The 18609-nt window shown below is 63.3% G+C and carries 20 protein-coding genes and 1 other RNA gene; 12 read left to right on the top strand and 9 right to left on the bottom strand.

The features are described from left to right. The first annotated feature begins 110 nt into the window (after positions 1–110). From ACZ1G8_RS08585 to clpX, 6 genes are all read left to right on the top strand, one after another. On the top strand, positions 111–1778 hold the full coding sequence (locus ACZ1G8_RS08585) for a methyl-accepting chemotaxis protein (protein ID WP_472679027.1): 1668 nt from the start codon (positions 111–113) through the stop codon (positions 1776–1778). 75 nt (positions 1779–1853) lie between these two features. Beyond that, the gene (locus tag ACZ1G8_RS08590; protein WP_472679028.1) at positions 1854–3005 is read left to right on the top strand and encodes a 3-oxoacyl-[acyl-carrier-protein] synthase III C-terminal domain-containing protein; all 1152 of its coding nucleotides are present in this window, start codon (positions 1854–1856) and stop codon (positions 3003–3005) included. After that, positions 3002–3691: an iron-containing redox enzyme family protein gene (locus tag ACZ1G8_RS08595; RefSeq protein WP_472679029.1), complete on the top strand. Its 690-nt coding sequence runs from the start codon at positions 3002–3004 to the stop codon at positions 3689–3691. Before ACZ1G8_RS08590 ends, ACZ1G8_RS08595 begins: the two co-directional genes overlap by 4 nt. Then, on the top strand, positions 3684–4637 hold the full coding sequence (locus tag ACZ1G8_RS08600) for a DUF6999 family protein (RefSeq protein WP_472679030.1): 954 nt from the start codon (positions 3684–3686) through the stop codon (positions 4635–4637). Before ACZ1G8_RS08595 ends, ACZ1G8_RS08600 begins: the two co-directional genes overlap by 8 nt. Before the next feature lie 64 nt (positions 4638–4701). Continuing rightward, the gene (locus ACZ1G8_RS08605) at positions 4702–5415 is read left to right on the top strand and encodes an ATP-dependent Clp protease proteolytic subunit (RefSeq protein ID WP_221429213.1); all 714 of its coding nucleotides are present in this window, start codon (positions 4702–4704) and stop codon (positions 5413–5415) included. A gap of 200 nt (positions 5416–5615) precedes the next feature. Beyond that, a complete protein-coding gene (gene clpX / locus ACZ1G8_RS08610) occupies positions 5616–6872 on the top strand; it encodes an ATP-dependent Clp protease ATP-binding subunit ClpX (protein WP_472679031.1) in 1257 nt (418 codons plus the stop codon). A gap of 174 nt (positions 6873–7046) precedes the next feature. Here clpX and ACZ1G8_RS08615 read toward each other — a convergent pair whose 3' ends face one another. The 7 genes from ACZ1G8_RS08615 to ACZ1G8_RS08645 form a co-directional block, all read right to left on the bottom strand. After that, positions 7047–7619, bottom strand: a complete 573-nt coding sequence (locus ACZ1G8_RS08615) for a fasciclin domain-containing protein (protein ID WP_472679032.1) — start codon at positions 7617–7619, stop codon at positions 7047–7049. Between the two features lie 83 nt (positions 7620–7702). Next, the gene (locus tag ACZ1G8_RS08620) at positions 7703–8428 is read right to left on the bottom strand and encodes an anti-sigma factor (protein WP_472679033.1); all 726 of its coding nucleotides are present in this window, start codon (positions 8426–8428) and stop codon (positions 7703–7705) included. Continuing rightward, positions 8425–8994: a sigma-70 family RNA polymerase sigma factor gene (locus ACZ1G8_RS08625; RefSeq protein WP_472679034.1), complete on the bottom strand. Its 570-nt coding sequence runs from the start codon at positions 8992–8994 to the stop codon at positions 8425–8427. The genes ACZ1G8_RS08620 and ACZ1G8_RS08625 overlap by 4 nt, the downstream gene beginning before the upstream one ends. Next, positions 8994–9926 carry a cation diffusion facilitator family transporter gene (locus ACZ1G8_RS08630; protein ID WP_472679035.1) on the bottom strand — a complete coding sequence of 311 codons (933 nt, stop codon included), beginning with the start codon at positions 9924–9926 and terminating at the stop codon, positions 8994–8996. Before ACZ1G8_RS08630 ends, ACZ1G8_RS08625 begins: the two co-directional genes overlap by 1 nt. A gap of 180 nt (positions 9927–10106) precedes the next feature. Beyond that, entirely contained in the window at positions 10107–10775 is a 669-nt protein-coding gene (gene mtgA, locus ACZ1G8_RS08635; protein ID WP_472679036.1) for a monofunctional biosynthetic peptidoglycan transglycosylase, read from the bottom strand. A gap of 137 nt (positions 10776–10912) precedes the next feature. Continuing rightward, on the bottom strand, positions 10913–11800 hold the full coding sequence (gene rpoH, locus ACZ1G8_RS08640; RefSeq protein WP_472681222.1) for an RNA polymerase sigma factor RpoH: 888 nt from the start codon (positions 11798–11800) through the stop codon (positions 10913–10915). Between the two features lie 140 nt (positions 11801–11940). After that, a complete protein-coding gene (locus tag ACZ1G8_RS08645) occupies positions 11941–12885 on the bottom strand; it encodes an RluA family pseudouridine synthase (protein WP_472679037.1) in 945 nt (314 codons plus the stop codon). 17 nt (positions 12886–12902) lie between these two features. Between ACZ1G8_RS08645 and ACZ1G8_RS08650 the strand changes: the two genes are divergently transcribed. The 6 genes from ACZ1G8_RS08650 (at position 12903) to ACZ1G8_RS08675 (ending at position 16436) form a co-directional block, all read left to right on the top strand. Continuing rightward, positions 12903–13298, top strand: coding sequence for a M67 family metallopeptidase (locus ACZ1G8_RS08650; RefSeq protein WP_472679038.1), 396 nt, complete (start codon positions 12903–12905; stop codon positions 13296–13298). Between the two features lie 34 nt (positions 13299–13332). Continuing rightward, on the top strand, positions 13333–13992 hold the full coding sequence (locus tag ACZ1G8_RS08655) for a histidine phosphotransferase family protein (protein ID WP_472679039.1): 660 nt from the start codon (positions 13333–13335) through the stop codon (positions 13990–13992). A gap of 17 nt (positions 13993–14009) precedes the next feature. Further along, a complete protein-coding gene (locus ACZ1G8_RS08660; protein WP_472681223.1) occupies positions 14010–14738 on the top strand; it encodes an N-acetylmuramoyl-L-alanine amidase in 729 nt (242 codons plus the stop codon). Positions 14739–14814: 76 nt separating this feature from the next. Further along, positions 14815–15180 (top strand): carboxymuconolactone decarboxylase family protein, encoded by a 366-nt coding sequence (locus tag ACZ1G8_RS08665; RefSeq protein ID WP_221552310.1) that lies wholly within the window; start codon positions 14815–14817, stop codon positions 15178–15180. Between the two features lie 43 nt (positions 15181–15223). Beyond that, an RNA gene (gene rnpB / locus ACZ1G8_RS08670) (RNase P RNA component class A) lies at positions 15224–15612 on the top strand. Between the two features lie 41 nt (positions 15613–15653). Continuing rightward, complete coding sequence (locus ACZ1G8_RS08675) at positions 15654–16436, top strand: hypothetical protein (RefSeq protein WP_472679040.1); 783 nt, start codon at positions 15654–15656, stop codon at positions 16434–16436. A 15-nt stretch (positions 16437–16451) separates the two neighbouring features. Here ACZ1G8_RS08675 and ACZ1G8_RS08680 read toward each other — a convergent pair whose 3' ends face one another. Together ACZ1G8_RS08680 and ACZ1G8_RS08685 are read right to left on the bottom strand one after the other, a co-directional pair. Further along, the gene (locus ACZ1G8_RS08680; protein WP_472679041.1) at positions 16452–17762 is read right to left on the bottom strand and encodes a UDP-glucose dehydrogenase family protein; all 1311 of its coding nucleotides are present in this window, start codon (positions 17760–17762) and stop codon (positions 16452–16454) included. Further along, complete coding sequence (locus ACZ1G8_RS08685; RefSeq protein ID WP_472679042.1) at positions 17763–18566, bottom strand: metallophosphoesterase family protein; 804 nt, start codon at positions 18564–18566, stop codon at positions 17763–17765. It abuts the gene before it with no gap. Between the last annotated feature and the right edge of the window lie 43 nt (positions 18567–18609).

Raw genomic sequence — 18609 nt, forward strand, 5'->3', positions numbered from 1 at the left:
AACCATTCGGACAAGGAGCGCTCCTTTGCGGGGGCGGGGTACGCACAATGTCTTTGACGTCTAGGAATGATAACGTTCACAACAGGGGTTTTGGTGTCTTGCAGAGCCTGGTGAGCGGATCAATCGGCAAACAGCTGCAGGGGCTTTTCCTTCTCTGCGCAGCGCTCGTCGTGCTCTTGGGGGCGGCAGCCTCCTACGGCCTCCTGCAGGTGCAGGACCGTGCGTCGCGCCAGCAGGACCTGACGCAGATCGTCTTGCTAACCGCGAAGGTCTACACTGGCGTCTACGATGCCCAGTCGAGCCTCGGGACCTATCTCGACAAGGGCCGTAACCTGTCCGATCTCGACGCTGCAGTCGCCAAGGCCCAGGCGGCGATCGAATATAACGAGCAACTGGCTGACGTCGCGAGAGAGGTCGATCCGGCCTACCTGCCCAAGACCGACCAGCTGCGAGCGGACCTCACCGGCTTCAAGACCAACATCGAGGTGCTCTACGACACGCCCGACAACCAGATCGGCGAAGCCATCCGCCCGATCTTCGACTACGGCTATGCCGCCGGACAGCAGACCATCAGCGTGCGCGAACGGGCCGAGGAGAAGCTGGTCGCGGCGGGCGATACCTCGCTCGACACTATCCAGACGACGCTGACGTGGATGGCGGTGCTCGCGCTCGTGGCCATCGTCGCGGTTCTGCTCGGTCGCTACTTCGTCGCGCGGCGCGTGATCGCACCGATCCGCAATATTGCGGACACCAGCGCCCAGCTCGCCGACGGGGCGAGCGATCTCGAGATTCCGGAAATCCACCGGCAGGACGAAATCGGCGAGATGGCGCGCGCGCTGGAATCGCTGCGCGTCATGCAGGATGCCGCGCGTCTTGATGCCGCCAACGAGCTTGAAAACCAGGTCGCCTCGACCAAGGAGCGCGATCGCAACTTGGCGCAGGTCCAGGAACTGGCCGACGCATTCGAGCGGCTGGTCGGCAATGTGGCGCAGGACGTCGCATCGGCCAGTGGCCAGCTCAAGGATGTCGCACGCACCATGGCCGACAATGCCGAGGTGTCCTCGCAGCGCGTCTCCAACGCCTCGCGCCTTCTGGAAGAGACGTCGAGCGGCGTCACCAGCGCGGCAGCGGCCAGCGACGAATTCGTCATGTCGATCAGCGAGATCAGCCGTCAGGCGGCCTCCAGCGCGGAGCGTGCGGGACAGGCCACCGAAGCAGCACAGCAGGCCGACCGCACGATCAGCGATCTCGACCAGATGGCCACTCATGTGGGTCAGGTCGTCGAGATGATTAGCCAGATTGCCCAGCGCACAAATTTGCTTGCGCTCAATGCGAGCATCGAGGCGGCACGCGGCGGCGAAGCGGGTCGCGGCTTCGCAGTCGTAGCGAGTGAAGTGAAGGAACTCGCCGCCCAGACCGCCCGTGCCACCGAAGAGGTCGAGGCGCAGATCAAGATGATCCAGAATTCCTCTACCGCCAGCGCCGGGGCGCTGCGCCAGATCACCGATGAAGTCGGCAAGCTGGGCGTCACCTCGACATCGATCGCATCGGCGGTCGACCAGCAGGCGGTCGCGGGTCAGGAACTGGCGCGTAATATCGATGCTGCCGCCCGCAACACCGAGGCGGTCAGTAGCGACATGACGGAGGTCAGCCGAATGGCAACCGCGACGGGCGCCGCGGCAAGCCAGGTCCTGTCGGGCTGCACCTCGCTCGAACAGCAGGCCGAGATGCTGCGCGAACAGGTGAGTGAATTCCTCGCCCACGTCCGCGCCGCCTGATCTTGGCGACTGATTTAGCGGGGAAAATCGCAGCCGTGACTTGCGCAGCGGCGCGTTGACCCCGACATCTGGGCAATGGTTTATATCACTGCATCGGGACAGTTCCTCCCCGGAGAACCCGTCCCCAACGAGTGCATGGGCGATCATATCGGTCGCCTGTCGCCGCAGGCCGAGCGCATGGGCAGGCTGGTCCTGCGCCAGAACCGCATCGCCACGCGTCACTACGCAATGCAGCCCGACGGGACGAGCGAGTGGACCATCGCGAAAATGCTTGGGCGAGCGGTGCGCGAAGCGCTCGACGATGCGGAGATCGACGCGAAGCAGGTCGGCTACCTCGCCACCTCGACCACGCAGAACGATTTGATGGTGCCGGGCCTCGCCAGCCAGGTGCATGGCGAGCTCGGCCTGCCGCCGCTCGAGCTGGCCAGCATGCAATCGGTTTGTGCGAGCTCGATGATGGCGCTGAAGAGCGCCTACCTCCAGGTGAAGTCCGGCGAACACAAGGCGGCGCTGGTCGGCGGCGGTGAATTCGCCAGCCGCTATTTCCGGCCCGGTTTCTACGAGGGCACCGACAGCGTTCTCGAAGACGGCGCGCTGCCGTCAGATGCGGGCTTCTTGCGCTGGACGCTGAGCGATGGCGCTGGCGCCGTGCTGATCGAGGATCGCCCTGCCAGCCGCGGCCTCAGCCTGCGCATCGACTGGGTGAGCTTGCGCAGTTTCGCCGACCGGTTCGAACCCTGCATGACGGCCGGCTCGGTGCGCGACGGTAAGGGCGCACTCATGCCGTGGTCGCATCACACCGATATCCGCGCCGCCGCGCAGGCCGGTGCGTTCCAGCTGAGACAGGACGTCGATGCCCTTTACCGGATGCTCCCCGTCTGGCTGGGCGAATTCATGCGGCTGGTCGACGAAGGCCTGATCGAGCCCGATGCGGTCGATTGGTTCGCGATCCACTATTCCGCCCATTCGCTGCGCGAGGAAATGATCCGGCAGGCGACCAAGGCGGGATGCATGATCCCGGAGGAGCGCTGGTTCTCCAACCTCGCGACGAAGGGCAATGTCGGCGCTGCCTCGATCTTCCTCATCCTCGATGACCTGCTCAAGAGCGGGAAGCTCGAGGAGGGGCAGACGGTGCTTTGCGCCGTGCCCGAAAGCGGGCAATGTGTGATGGCTTATGCGGGCATGACCGTCGTCGGCCCGGATGATGTGGAGGGACGCAGGACATGAACGCCGAGACCGGAAGGCCCGATGCGCCTTTGGCAAAGACCCACCGCCAGCTGGCGCAGGTCTGGATCGATTTCGAAAGCGCGCTGGTGACCGTGCCGCTGGTCGCCCGGCTGCATGCGGGCAAGTGGCGGATCGAGGATTACCGTGCGCTGCTGCGCAATCTGCGCCAGCAGGTGATCGAAGGCAGCCGCTGGATTGCGCGCGCCTCGTCCAGCCTCTCGCCGCAGCACGAGGACCTGCGCAGCATGTTTCTCGAACACGCGCAGGCCGAGCATCGCGATTTTCGCATGCTGGAGGACAATTACGTGGCAGCAGGCGGTGCGCGCGAGGAGATCGAGAACGCGCCGAAGAACATCGGCTCAGAAGCGCTTTCGGCTTTCATGTACCACGCCGCATCGAAGCCCGATCCGGTCGGCCTGCTGGGCGCGATGTTCATCATCGAAGGGCTTGGCAACCGTATCGCCGGGCCGTGGTCGGAACTGATGAAGCAGCAGCTCGACCTGCCCGACGAGGCGGTGAGCTTCTTCTCCTACCATGCGGTCAACGACAGCCATCATCTCGACGAGTTCGACGAGGCAATGGAAATGGCGGTGACCAGCGAAGATGTCGGCGCGGACATCGTGCGTCACGCGAAGATCGTCGCGCGGCTTTACCGGCTGCAGCTTGAAGAGATCGACAATGTCTGACGGCGCACTGGCGGGCCGCCCGCATCCCGAGACCGCGCATGATGAGCAGATCGTCCATGCCTTCGGCGTGCACGACCCGGCCGATCCCGATCCCTGGGCGGCGCTGGCGATGGATAAGTCGCTGCCGTTCGATCCCGCCGCCAAGGCCGCGCTGCTACGCGACCAGCGCTCGGGCAGCCGCCAGTTCCTCCTGCCCTTCGTGCGCCCGCTCGCGCGCTTGAGCATCATCCTTGCGCAAGTATTCAAGGCGGTCTTCCCGCGCTTTCCGCACGCGCCCAAGTTCCTGCATTGGATGATCGCGACGGGAATGAAGCGCTTCCTGACGCCCGATGCGAACTGGCTGATCCTGCGCCACTTCCACCTCGGCTCGCAGATCCTGCGCTTCATCGCGGACAATGTGACGCCGGGCTTCCGGCCCCAACTCGAACCGATGGACCCGAAGGACATCGACGGCGTGCGCGACAACCTGTTCCTCAAGCACGACCTCAACATCTACAACTTCCTGATCCAGCTCAATCACGAGATGGACCGGCGCGGCGTGACGCTGCAGCGGGCCGAGAAGCTCGATTTCTCCGCCATCGATCCCGATGCGGTGAAGATCGAGGACATGCCCAAGGGGCGCCTCAACAAGATCGACCTGCAGACCGCGATCGAGATGTACACGCCCGCCTATGCCTTCTGGCTGACCGACCGCGATTTCTGGCGTGCGGCCAATTCGCTCCAGCTCGACGAGACGATCGGGCTTTATTGCGCGCGGCTGACCGGCGAGGAAAAGCATCTCGCAATGGTCACCAATGCCCATCCGCTGGTTCCCGAAAGCACGCTGAAGGCCGGTTTCCGCCTGATGTTGCACGGTCTTTCGACCGAGGTGCTGCACGGCTTCCTGTGCGAACTTAAGGCCCGTCACGAGGCGGAACGGGGAAAAGCGTTGCCGGCGCAGGGTTAACCCCCTTGAACATCGCGATGACGATGGCGACATAGGCGCTCGATATTTTCACGGAAGGATGTTCATGATCGACCTGTTCGGAAGCGACGCACACGCAAGCCAGGGCCAGTTTACCCGCGACCCCGTCACGGGGGCACTGGTGCCCACGGTGGTCGAGCAGTCGAGCCGCGGCGAACGCGCCTTCGACATTTTCAGCCGCCTGCTGCGCGAGCGCATCGTCTTCGTCACCGGTCAGGTGGAGGACAACATGGCCTCGCTGATCGTGGCACAGCTGCTTTTCCTCGAGAGCGAAAACCCCTCGAAGCCGATCAGCATGTACATCAACTCGCCGGGCGGCGTGGTGACTGCCGGCATGGCGATCCACGACACCATGCAGTACATCAAACCGCGCGTTTCGACCGTCTGCATCGGCCAGGCCGCCTCGATGGGCAGCTTCCTGCTCGCAGCAGGTGAGCCGGGCATGCGCATCGCGCTGCCGAATGCCCGCATCATGGTCCACCAGCCCTCGGGCGGTGCGCGCGGCATGGCCTCGGACATCGAGATCCAGGCGCGCGAAATCCTCCGCATTCGCAAGCGGATGAACGACCTTTACGTCCAGTACACCGGCAAGAGCCTCTCCGAGATCGAGAAGGCGATGGATCGCGACACCTTCCTCGAAGCCGAGGAAGCGATGAAGTTCGGCATCGTCGACAAGGTGTTCGAAGCACGTCCCGAGAACGAGGGCGACGACGAACCGGTCAAGGACGAGGACAAGGGTTCGGGCGGCGCGCCTGAGTAAACCCGGAATATCTTTGCATCTGAACGCCTTGGGAGTGTCCCGGGGCAGGACTGTTGCAAATTTGTGCTGGAAATTGGCCAATCCCCTGTCTTCAGCTTATGGCAAGGGGTTGGTGGTAGTCAGTTATTGACCCATCGCGTGACCGGCCTAGAGTCGGCAGAATCCCCTGATTTTCGGGATGTCGCGGGACAGAGCAGGAAATGACCAAGTTGAGCGGAACCGATAGCAAATCCACGCTGTACTGCAGCTTCTGCGGCAAGTCGCAGCACGAGGTGCGCAAGCTGATTGCGGGCCCGACCGTGTTCATCTGCGATGAATGCGTCGAGCTGTGCAACGACATCATCCGCGAAGAGACCAAGGCCGGTATCTCGGGCAAGAAGGACGGCGACGTCCCGACCCCGTCGGAAATCTTCGAAACGTTGAACGACTATGTGATCGGCCAGGACCGCGCCAAGCGCGTCCTCTCGGTCGCGGTGCACAACCACTACAAGCGCCTCAAGCACGGCGGCAAGGCTGGCGACGTCGAACTCGCCAAGTCGAACATCCTGCTCGTCGGTCCGACCGGCTGCGGCAAGACGCTGCTGGCACAGACGCTGGCGCGCACCTTCGACGTGCCCTTCACCATGGCCGACGCGACCACACTGACCGAAGCCGGTTACGTGGGCGAGGACGTGGAGAACATCATCCTCAAGCTGCTCCAGGCTTCCGACTACAATGTCGAGAAGGCGCAGCACGGCATCGTCTACATCGACGAGATCGACAAGATCACCCGCAAGGCGGAAAACCCCTCGATCACGCGCGACGTGTCGGGCGAGGGCGTCCAGCAGGCTCTCCTGAAGCTGATGGAAGGCACGACCGCCAGCGTTCCTCCGCAGGGTGGCCGCAAGCATCCGCAGCAGGAATTCCTGCAGGTCGACACGACGAACATCCTGTTCATCTGTGGCGGCGCATTCGCGGGTCTGGAAAAGATCATTGCCGACCGCCTGCAGAAGCGTTCGATCGGCTTCGGCGCGCATGTCGCCGATCCGGACAAGCGCCGCATCGGCGAACTGCTCGAAAAGGGCGAGCCGGAAGATCTCCTCAAGTTCGGCCTGATCCCCGAATTCGTCGGCCGTCTGCCCGTGATCGCCACGCTGCGCGATCTCGACGTGGATGCGTTGATCACGATCCTGACCGAACCGAAGAACGCGCTGTGCAAGCAGTATGCAAAGCTGTTCGAGCTTGAGAACGTGGAACTAACCTTCCAGCAGGACGCGCTCAAGAAGATCGCCGAGAAGGCTATCGCCCGCAAGACGGGTGCCCGCGGCCTACGTTCGATCGTCGAGGGCATCCTGCTCGACACGATGTTCGACCTGCCCGACATGGACGGCGTCACCGAGATCGTGATCGATGCCGATGTGGTAGAAGGCAAGAAGGACCCGATTCAGGTCCACGGTCCGAAGGAAGAAGCGGCCTAAGCGCCAGCTTCCTACTCGAATTGCAAAGCGCCGCGCGGTCCCGGGACTGCGCGGCGTTTTCCGTTTCGGGGCAAAGTAAAAAAGCCCCGCCATGCCGATGGGGTGGCATGACGGGGCCAAGGTGCGCCGCTCACACGAGGGGAAGCTCGGGCGACGCTTTAGGAGGGCTGAGGATTAGCCCGGGAGGAATACGCCGTTGGTGACGTGGATGACGCCGTTTGCGGTGTTCACATCGGCCATGGTGACCGTGCTGGTGCGGTTGGCGCCATCGGTGATGACGATGTTGTTGTCGCCCGAGAAGCTGGCGGTGAGCTTCTCACCGGCAACCGTCTTGAAGCTGTAGGTGCCGCCGTGGCGCTTGATCGCTGCCGAAAGTGCCGATGCGGGCACACGGCCGCTGACGACGTGATAGGTCAGCACGTTCTGAAGCTGGCCCTTGTTCTGCGGCTCGAGCAGCGTGCTCACGGTGCCGTCGGGCAGGGCTGCGAAGGCATCGTCGGTCGGTGCGAAGACCGTGAAAGGACCCGGTGAGGAAAGGGTGTCGACAAGACCTGCGGCCTGAACGGCTGCCACGAGCGTCTCGTGGACACCGGTGCCGACAGCGGTCTGGACGATGTTGGCCTGCGCCTTGGCAGGCTTCGACTTGTGGTCATGCGCAATCGCCGGGGTTGTGCCGGCAAGGGCGAAACCGCCCATCGCGAGGACGCTGGCAGCTGCTGCTGCGCGAAGCTTGGTGGAAATGGTCATTGGTGTAACTCCTCTTCTCACTAGGCCCCGTCCTGCCTGTGAATGGAGTTACGAAAGCACCGCCGGAGCGGATGCAAATTTTTTCAGATGACCTGCATACGCCCTTCGGCAACCACCGGACCGGCATCGACGCCTACGGGCTTGCCGCCTAGCGGTTCTCGCGTGAGCAGCAGTGCCGAACCGTCGGCGAATTCGGAGGCGACAGCTGTATCGAGAGTGACGCGGCGTTCCACGCCCGGCTCGATCACGCCGAGTGACAAGAGCGGTGTGTCCTCGCTCTGCGGAACCAGCCACAATTCGTGGTCGTGGACACCGTCGGCGGTGAGGCCGCTCGCGGAAACCAGAAGCTCCTGCCGTTCGGGAAGGTAAGTGACCGCAAGCCGCAGCTGCGTATCGCCAATCGGGATCGAGGCGGCGAGCGGTGCTGCGGCCGGCTCTTGCGGGACAGGCGCGATGGCCTGTTGTGCGGGGCTGAGGACTAACAGCGTAACAGCTGCAACGGCTGCTGCTGCGGCAGAGCCCGCGGCGATCTTCCACTGCCTCAACCGCGCGGTCAGCGAGACGATCTCAGCGCTATCGCCAGTGCTTTCCAGCTCGGCGGAAATACGCTGCCACACTTCGGCGCGAGGCGTGCGTGGGTCGATATTGTCGAGTAGCGGTGCCAGCCGGTCCTGCCAGAAGGCGACGTCCTTGGCGAATGCAGCATCTGAGGCTTCGCGGCTGCGCGCGGCGAGCAGTTCCTCGCCTTCGAGCAGGCCGAGCGCATATTCTGCGGCCATCATCTCATCGGGGGCAATATCGTCGCTCATTCGCCCCTCTCCAGACATGTCTTGAGTTTCTGCAGGCCGCGGCGGACCCAGCTCTTCATCGTACCGAGCGGAACGTCCCCAGCCTCGGCGATCTGGGCATAGGTCTGACCCTCGAAAAAGGCGGTGCGGATCGCAGCGCGCGGCTTCTCGTCGAGCTTTTCGAGGCACGTATGGACCCTGGCGCTGCGCTCGGCATCGATCATCATATCTTCTGCGAGCGGAGCCTTGTCGGCAACCGGCGCGGCTTCGTCCTCGGGCACGCTGCCGGCGCGCACCTTGCCCACGCGCAGGCGGTCCACCGCGCGATTGCGCGCGAAGGTGGCGAGCCAGCTGATGGGGCTGGCCCGGGAAGGATCATAGCGGTCTGCGCGCCGCCAGAGGGTGATGTAGACGTCTTGCAAGGCGTCCTCTGCTTCTTTCTCGTCCTTCAAGATACGCAAGCAGATTCCGAAAAGTTTCGCCGAAGTGTTGCGATAAATTTCCTCAAGCGCCGAACGGTCGCCGTCGGCCAGTCTGGCCATCGCCGCCTTGAGGCTTTCGCGTGCTTTAGCGCTGGCAGGCTGCATCAGCACCGTGCCCTGCAATGGATGCGGGATTTTTCGATCTGGATGGTCGCGTGGCCGATCCGGTGCTTGTCCTCCAGCGCCTCGCTGACCTCCTTGAGGAAGGCATCGCCGGGATGTCCGCCAGGCATGACGAGGTGTGCCGTCAGCGCGGTCTCGGTCGTCGACATCGGCCAGATATGCAGCTCGTGGATTTCACTCACTCCCTCGAGCCCGGCAAGGTAACTGCGGACACCGCTTTCGGAAATCCCCTTCGGTACGCCAAGCAGGCTCATGGCTACGCTATCCTTGAGCAGGCCCCAGGTTCCCCACGCGATGACGGCGACGATGAGCAGGCTGACCAGCGGATCGATCCAGATCGCACCCGTGAAGAGGATCGCGACACCCGCGATCACCACGCCGAGGCTGACCAGCGCATCGGCCGCCATGTGAAGGAAAGCGCCGCGGATATTGATGTCATGTTCACGCCCGCGCAGGAAGAGCAGGGCCGTGCCGGTATTGATGACGATCCCGATACCGGCGACGATGACCATGGTCATTCCCTCTACAGGGGCCGGTTCGGCGATTCGGTGCAGCGTCTCGAACGTGATCGCCCCGATGGCGACCAGCAGCAGCCCCGCATTGGCCAGCGCCGCAAGGATGGTCGAGCTCTTGTAGCCATAGGTGAAACGCTGCGTCGGCGGTTTCTTGGCGGCGACACTGGCGCCCCAGGCCAGCAGCAGCGCCATCACGTCGGACAAATTGTGTCCGGCATCGGCGATGAGCGCCATGGAACCGGAAATCCACCCGTAAACCGCCTCGACGACCACGAAGACGGAATTGAGGATAACGCCGATCAGGAAGGCGTTGCCGAAGTCCTTCGGTGCATGGCTGTGCCCATGCCCGTGGTCGTGATGATGGTCATGCCCATGGTCGTGGCTGTGCCCCAGTCCCAATCAGGCTCTCCCCTTCCGAAATCCCGAAACATTGGTCTGGCCAATGCGGCAGTCGCAATCAAGGAAAAAGGCCGGAAAACAGTGTGCTACGCAGAGCCGGGTTCGCCCCTAATCCCGCGTGATCGTGCTACGCTGCGCGTAAGCCCATGAAATAGAGAGGAATTGCGTAGTGGAGCGATCCTACTGGTAAACGCAGGTATCGCGACCTTCGCGTCCGATGGCACCGACGTCTGCGGCGATCCTCTGCCCGTGGCCGCGCAGCCAGCCGCGCGGATTGGTCACAGACCGCTTCTTGGGAAGCGGCAATGCTGCGGCCATGCGTGCCGCCTCGAGCGGGCTGAGCGAGCTGGCACCCTTGCCGTAATAGCGCTGCGCTCCCGCCTCGGCACCGTAAGTCCCGATCCCCGTCTCCGCGACGTTGAGATAGACTTCCATGATCCGCCGCTTGCCCCAGATGTTCTCGATCAACAGCGTGAAATACGCCTCCATCGCCTTTCGCGGATATCCGCCGCCCTGCCACAGGAAGACGTTCTTGGCCGTCTGCTGGCTGATGGTGGAGCCGCCGCGAATGCGGCCGCCCTGGGCGTTGCTCGCAATCGCCTTGGCGATGGCCTCTGCATCGAAGCCGCTGTGTTCGCAGAACTTGCCGTCTTCTGCCGCGATGACCGCACGTACGAGGTTGCGGTCGATATCGGAAAGCGGCTCCCAGTCCTTGGTGATGCCGTTTTCGTCCATCAGCATGGTCGCCGTGACGGGCACGGGGACGAACTTGAAGACGATCACCGACAGGATGCTGAGGGCGATGATCCCCACGATGAACTTGAAGATGAAGATCCTGGCGCGGCGCATGATGCCAGCCTCTAGGATGCGGCGAGGCTGCAGGCAATCGATACGCGGCGTCCAGGCGCAGCCATTGCCGTGCACAAAAGAAAGCCCGCGCCGTTTCGGGCGCGGGCTTGTCTCGCTGTTATCTGTTTGAAGTTGCCTCAGGCGACGCCCGGAAGCAGCCTTTCGCCGGCAATGCGCTGCATCGCCTTCTGCAGCTTTTCGAACGCACGCACCTCGATCTGGCGGATGCGTTCGCGGCTGACGTTATAGACCTGCGAAAGCTCTTCGAGCGTCTGCGGGTTTTCGGTCAGACGGCGTTCGGTGAGGATGTGCTGCTCGCGCTCGTTCAGGGCGTCCATCGCCTCGACAAGCATTTCGTGACGCACTTCCTTTTCCTCGGCATCGGCGACGGTTTCGTCCTGCAGCGGACGATCGTCCGTCAGCCAGTCCATCCACTCGCCCGAGCCTTCTTCGCCATTGCGCATCGGCACGTTCAGTGAACCATCGCCGCCCATCATCATCCGGCGGTTCATGTTGACCACTTCCTGCTCGGGCACGCCGAGGGTGGTAGCGATCTCGTTCACGTCGTCCGGATGGAGGTCGGTGTCCTCGTAGGCATCGAGGTTCTTCTTCATCCGGCGCAGGTTGAAGAACAGCTTCTTCTGCGCGGCGGTGGTGCCCATCTTCACGAGGGACCACGAACGAAGGATGTATTCCTGAATGCTCGCCTTGATCCACCACATTGCATAGGTGGCGAGGCGGAAGCCGCGATCGGCTTCGAACTTCTTCACGCCCTGCATCAGGCCGACATTGCCTTCGGAAATGAGATCCGACACCGGCAGGCCGTAGCCGCGGTAGCCCATGGCGATCTTCGCCACGAGACGCAGGTGCGAGGTAACGAGCTGCGCGGCAGCTTCGCTGTCCTCGTGCTCTTCGTAACGCTTGGCGAGCATGTATTCCTGCTCTTGCGTCAGCACGGGGTACTTCTTGATTTCGGAAAGATAGCGGTTGAGGCTCTGCTCACCGCCGAGCGCAGGCACGCTCATACTCTTGGAATTACTCACTCTAACCCTGACCTTTCTTTCGTCGACCTCGCTCGCCGGACCCCTGATGGGCATCCGGTCTTTCGGGCCACTTGGTTACTTATAGCGCAAACGGCGCGAACTTGCACTGTCTTTCATCGATTTCAACGAGTGGTTTCGTCGATCAGTTCCCGCATATCGGCGGGCAATTCGGCGCAGAAATCCAAGCTTTCACCGCTGATAGGATGTATGAATCCAAGTCGTGCCGCGTGCAGCGCCTGGCGCCGGAAATCGAGGCTCTCGAGAAGGGTGCGCAGCGGTTTGGGAGTGCGCCCGTATGCAGGGTCTCCTAATAGCGCATGGCCGATTGACGCACAGTGAACGCGGACCTGATGCGTACGCCCCGTTTCGAGCCTGCATTCGATCAATGCGGCGTGACTGAGGCGCTTGATCGTCTCATAGTGCGTCACCGCGTGTTTCCCGCGCGTCGCATCGTCGGGCAGCACCGCCATCTTCTTGCGATCGCGGTCCGAACGCCCGAGCCGGCCCGAAATCGTGCCTGAGGGCGGATTGGGGTGCCCGGCGCACACGGCGAGGTAGCGACGCGTGATCGAGTGGTCGGCGAACTGCTTGGCGAGACCCTCGTGTGCGGCATCGCTCTTGGCGACCACGAGGAGGCCCGAGGTGTCCTTGTCGATCCGGTGCACGATCCCCGGTCGTGCCACGCCGTTTATGCCCGAAAGCTTGCCCGCACAGTGGAACAGCAGCGCGTTGACGAGCGTGCCGTCGGGATTTCCGGCAGCAGGGTGGACGACCATTCCGGCGGGCTTGTTCACCACCAGCAGGTGTTCGTCCTCGAACACGACATCGAGCGGGATGTCCTGCGGTTCTGCCTCGAGCGGTTCGGGCGGTGGCAGGGCAATACGGTAGCTCTCGCTGCCCGAGAGCTTGGTCGAGCCCGATTTCGCCGGCTTCCCGCCGATCTCGACTGCGCCATCGGCGATCAGCCCCTTCACCCGCTCACGCGACAGCCCAGTGGCCTCGGCAAGCGCCTTGTCGAGGCGGCCGGCGGTCTCGAGAGTTCCGGTGAGGACATCGGGCGAAGCCATGCTAGGAGCCATGCGCGATGGCGCTGCAAGTCTCAAGCGAAGTTCTCGAACGCATGCTGGCCGAGGCCGGTGCGGCGCATCCGCGCGAATGCTGCGGCATGCTGCTGGGAGAGGGCGGGACGATCGATGTCGCACACACCGCTGCCAATGTGCACCCACAGCCCGAACGCCACTTCGAAATCGACCCCCAGGCGCTGATCGACGCGCACCGCGCAGCACGGGAGGGCGGCCTGCAGGTGATCGGCTATTACCACTCGCATCCCAACGGGCTTGGCGAGCCTTCCGCCACCGATCTTGATCTGGCTGCGGGCGACGGGGCAGTCTGGGCGATTATCGCGGCGGGCGGCGTGCGCTTTTTCCGTAGCGGGGCTGGCGGTTTCGCCGAGCTTCCCTATGAGGTTACGGAGAGCTAGAAGGCTCTGCTCAAAGCGTATTTACGGGAAATCCATGAACGACAGTGAATCCATCGATCTTGCCGCAATGCTTTGCTCGCGGCTGTGCCACGACATGCTCAGCCCCGTCGGCGCGCTCAGCAACGGGCTCGAACTGCTGGCGATGGAAACCGATCCGGAAATGCGCAGGAGCGTCATCGAGCTGCTCGAACAGAGCTCGAAGACCTCGACCAACAAGCTCAAGTTCTTCCGCCTCGCCTTCGGTGCAGCCGGCGGTTTCGGCGACCGCGTCGACGTTGAAGAGCCGAAGGCGCTGATCGATGCGCTGGTGGCCGACAAGGACAAGGTCGAGATCAACTGGGCGATCGATGCGGCCAATCTCGCCAAGCCCGCGGTCAAGGTGCTGCTGAACTTCGCGCAGATCGCGATCGACGCGCTGGTGCGCGGCGGCTCGCTCGATATCGGCGCCGAAGTCCGCGGAAAAAACTGCGAGATCGTGGTCCGCGCAACCGGCTCGAAGATCGGCTTCGACGAAAATATCGGCAAGGCGCTCGACGGCACGCTGCCGCAATCCGAACTCTCCAGCCGGACAGCGGCGGCGCACATGATCGCGCTGCTTGCTGAACAGGCGGGCGGCGGCCTCCAGTATGCCAAGACCGACGAAACGCTGGTGCTCGGAGCGGTCCTGCCCGAGGCTGAGGGGCTGATCGGGTGAGCAAGGATTTCGGCGAGATGGGCTCCGGCTCTCCCGAAACCGACGACGAGCTGGTCGACCGCGAGGTCCTCTCGCCCAATCACGACGAGCGCAAGCTGCCCGTCAGCATGGTGGTCATCCACTATACCGAAATGCAGGACAAGGACGTCGCCATCGAGCGGCTGTGCGATCCTGAAGCCAAGGTCTCCGCGCATTACCTCATCGGGAAATGCGGCGAAGTCGTCCGGCTGGTGCCGGAGGAAAAACGCGCCTGGCACGCAGGCCTCTCGTACTGGCGCGGGGTCAAGGACGTGAACTCCTCCAGCATCGGTATCGAGCTCGATCACCCCGGCCACCTGCATGGCTACGGCCCCTTTCCCGACGCGCAGTTCGAGGCGCTGGTCCCGCTGGTGGCGCGCATCGTCAAAAGCTACGATATCCCGCGCGCCAACGTCGTCGGCCATTCCGACATCGCGCCCGCGCGCAAGATCGATCCGGGCGAGCTCTTCCCGTGGGATCGGCTGGCCGAATACGGGCTGTGTATTCCGCGACCCGAGAAGCTCGAGCGCGGCGATCCCTTCGATAATGACGCGAGCTTCTACCTCGCGCTCGAACGCTATGGCTACGACATCACCGACGGCCACAAGGTGGTCGAGGCCTTCCAACGCCGCTGGCGCCCGGAAAGGATCAACGGCGAGATCGACGGTGAAGTCCGCGCGATCCTGTTCCAGCTGCTGCTCGACCGCGACCGCGGGCTTTCGCGTTAGCGCAATTGATGTGCATCAATGATGTGCTGCACCTGTGCGTGCAGGGCGCTCTTCGACACCAATCGAGGAGCCGCATATGGCGCATACCGAATTCAAGGACTGGCCGGGCATGGCCGCCAATCTCATTCCCGCGATCAAGGAGCTGCACAAGGGCACACCGGGAGTGATGAAGGCCTTTCGCGAGATGGGCGCCGCGGCGCACGAGGGCGGGGCACTCGATGCCAAGACGAAGGAATTGCTCGCAGTAGCCATCTCGGTGGCGGTGCGCTGCGATCCGTGCATCACCTATCACGTCGAGGGCGCGCGCAAGAAAGGCGCCACGCGCGAGGAAATCGCCGAGACGATGGGACTGGCGATCTACATGGGAGCAGGCCCCAGCGCGATGTATGCGGCGCAGGCGCTCGAGGCCTACGACCAGTACACCGATAGCGCGGCAGGCTGAGCACGCTTCCAATCCGGCCCCGCGCACACTATGTGCACCCTTGCCAGGGGGCCGGGCAGCCGCGCTTATGCGAGGAAAGTCCGGGCTCCACGAAACAAGGGTGGCGGGTAACGCCCGCCGAGGGCAACCTCAGGGAAAGTGCCACAGAGAGCATACCGCCGATGGCCCGCAAGGGATCAGGCAAGGGTGAAAGGGTGCGGTAAGAGCGCACCGGGGCTTCGGTAACGCGGCCCGCATGGCAAACCCCACCCGGAGCAAGGCCGAATAGGGGCGGCGCGCTGGAAACAGCAGGTGCGTTTCGTACCGACCGCCCGGGTTGGCTGCTCGAGCCGCGGAGCAATCCGTGGCCCAGACGAATGGCTGCCGCCGCGCGGCTGATGTGCAAGCATATCGCGTGCGGAACAGAACCCGGCTTACAGGCCCCCTGGCACTATCTTCCGGAACCTGTGGCCTTTCTGGCGATTGGGCCGATCATGAGCACTCACACGCATCGCAGCGCATTGCAGCGCATCGCCATCGTCCTCGCCGTGGTTATCCAGATCGGCGCGACCTTCCTTCCGCAGCTCGGCTTCGGAGAGCCCATCGGCGCCCGCTCGGACAGCGTGCGCACGCTGATCACTCCTTCGGGCTGGGCCTTTGCGATCTGGGGACCGCTGTTCTTCGGTTCGGCAGTCTGGGCGATCTGGCAGGCTTTGCCGGGCCAGCGCGACAATGTGCTGCTGGACCAGATCGGCTGGCCCTCGGTCATCGCTCTCTCGATGCAGGGCGTCTGGGCAACCTATACGCAGTTCGCGAATCTGACCGCGATATCGGCAATCATCATCCTCACGTCGCTCGGTGCGCTCCTGGTGATCCTTCGCCGCCTGGTCGCCTTCGAGCGCCCCTTCACCCTGGCCGAGCGGATCATCGTGACGATCACCTTCAGCGCGCTCGCCGCCTGGCTGACTGCGGCAAGCATCGTGAACATCTCGGCGACGCTGGCCTATTACGGCATCGGCGGGAACATGCAGTATCCGCTGATCACCGCGGCCATCGTGGCAGTCGGCGGCGTGATTGCAGCGCTCGCAGTAGGGCGGAGCAGGGGCAATCCCTGGTACGCGCTGGTGTTCTGCTGGGCGCTGCTGGCGATCTACTTTCGCGGCGGACAGGAAAGCGGCGCGATCGCGCTCGCCTGCCTGATCTCCGGCGTGCTTGTGATCGGTGCCGTGGTCGTCGGTCTCAAGGACCGCGCCAACCGCCATCACTGGTTCGGCTGACGCGTCCGGGGCGGGTTAGCCCCGACCGATGCTCGAATATTCGAAGCCAGCAGCGCGGACGTCTTCCGGACGATAGATGTTGCGCAGGTCGACAAGGACCGGCGCCTTGGCGAGGTCCTTCACGCGGGTGAGGTCGAGCGCGCGGAATGCGTCCCACTCGGTCACGATCGCGATCACGTCGGCATCCTTGATCGCGGCATAGGGATCCTCGACCATGGTGACTTCGGGCATCAGCGGCCTGGCGAGCTCCATGCCTTCGGGGTCATAGGCTTCGACCTTTACACCGGCGTCGGTCAGCGTCTGCGCCACCGCAATCGCGGGGGAATCGCGCATATCGTCCGTGTTCGGCTTGAAGGTCAGGCCCAGCAGCGCGACTTTCTTTCCGCGCGCATTGTCTGCACCGCCGAGCGCGTCGAGCACCTTGCGGCCCATCGCGCGCTTGCGCGTGTCGTTGACCTTGACCACCGCCTCGACGATCCGCGTCGGGCTGTCGTAGTCCTCGGCAGTCTTGAGCAGGGCGAGCGTGTCCTTGGGGAAGCACGAACCGCCATAGCCCGGGCCGGCGTGGAGGAATTTCGAACCGATACGGTTGTCCATGCCGATACCCCGGCTGACGTCCTGAACGTCCGCGCCGACCTTTTCGCACAGGTCCGCCATCTCGTTGATGAAGGTGATCTTCGTCGCGAGGAAGGCGTTGGCGGCGTATTTGATCAGCTCGCTGGTACGGCGGCCGGTGAAAAGGATGGGTGATTCGTTGAGGAACAGCGGGCGATAGACCTCGCGCATGACCTCGCGGCCGAAATCGTCTTCCGCTCCGATGACGATGCGGTCGGGGCGTTTGAAATCGCCGATCGCGGCGCCTTCGCGCAGAAATTCGGGATTGGAGACGACCGAGAACCTGTGGCTCGTGCCGCTGTCCTTGAGGATCCGCTCGACCTCGTCGCCGGTGCCGACTGGCACGGTCGACTTGGTCACCACGACCGCGTCATTGGCCAGGTTCTCGCCGATTTCCTTGGCCACGGCATAGACGAAGGACAGGTCGGCATGGCCATCGCCGCGGCGGCTGGGCGTGCCCACGGCGATGAAGATCGCGTCGGCGCCCGCAATGCCTTCGGCGAGGCTGGTGGTGAAGGTGAGACGCCCGGCCTTCACGTTCGATCCGACCAGCTCGGCAAGGCCGGGCTCGTAGATCGGCATGATGCCTTCATGGAGACGGTCGATCTTCGACTGGTCCTTGTCGATACAGACCACATCGTGGCCGAAATCGGCGAAGCAGGCACCCGAAACCAGGCCCACATAGCCCGAACCAACCATTGCGATCTTCATCTACGCATCCACCTTTTGGATAGAAATTGCACCGTCTTCGTCGGCGACGGCCTGGATCGTGCGGCGCCTATCGCCTTCGATCACCATTGCGGTCAAGCGTCCTGTCCGGAACGCGCCGGTGTCGATACCGATCCGGTGCTCCTGATCCTCGACCGCTTCGAAGATCGTGTGGCCATGGATCACGACGTGGCTGAACGGCTCCCTGTGACGCAGGAAACGCTCGCGGATCCACAGGAGGTCGCTGCGCTGCTGCTCGTCGATCGGCTTGGCCGGATTGATGCCGGCATGGGCGAGGACATAGTCGCCCACCACGATCATTTCCTCGAAGGACTCGAGGAATTCGCGATCCTTCTTTGGAACGAGGTCGTGCATCGCTTCCTGCAGTTCGGAGACTTTCAGCTTGTTGTATTCCTTGCGCTTCATCCCGTAGCTCAGCACCGTCTCGCGGCCGCCGTGCTTGAGGAAGTGGCGCAGCACTTCCTTGTCATCGAAGCTCTGGAGGAACATTTCCTCGTGGTTGCCGGCGAGGTAGCGCACCTTGCGCTCCTTGCCCCATTTGCGTGCGAGCTTGATTACGCCGGCGCTGTCCGGTCCGCGATCGACAAGGTCCCCGAGAAACACGACAGTCGTATTCGCGCCGCTTGCCTCGGCATCGTCTTCGTCGATCGCAGCCTTCAGCGCATCGAGCAGGTCCTTGCGGCCGTGCACGTCCCCGATCACGTACCAGCGTTCGCCTTCCGGAACGCGCGCAATGCGACGCGTTGGCTGCGTGAGGCCGAAAATCTTGCGGATGGAATCGAGCATAATTGTTTGTGTGCGGATACGGGAAGCGCCTCCACTTAGGGGG

The organism is Qipengyuania sp. BR81-2 (assembly GCF_055693895.1).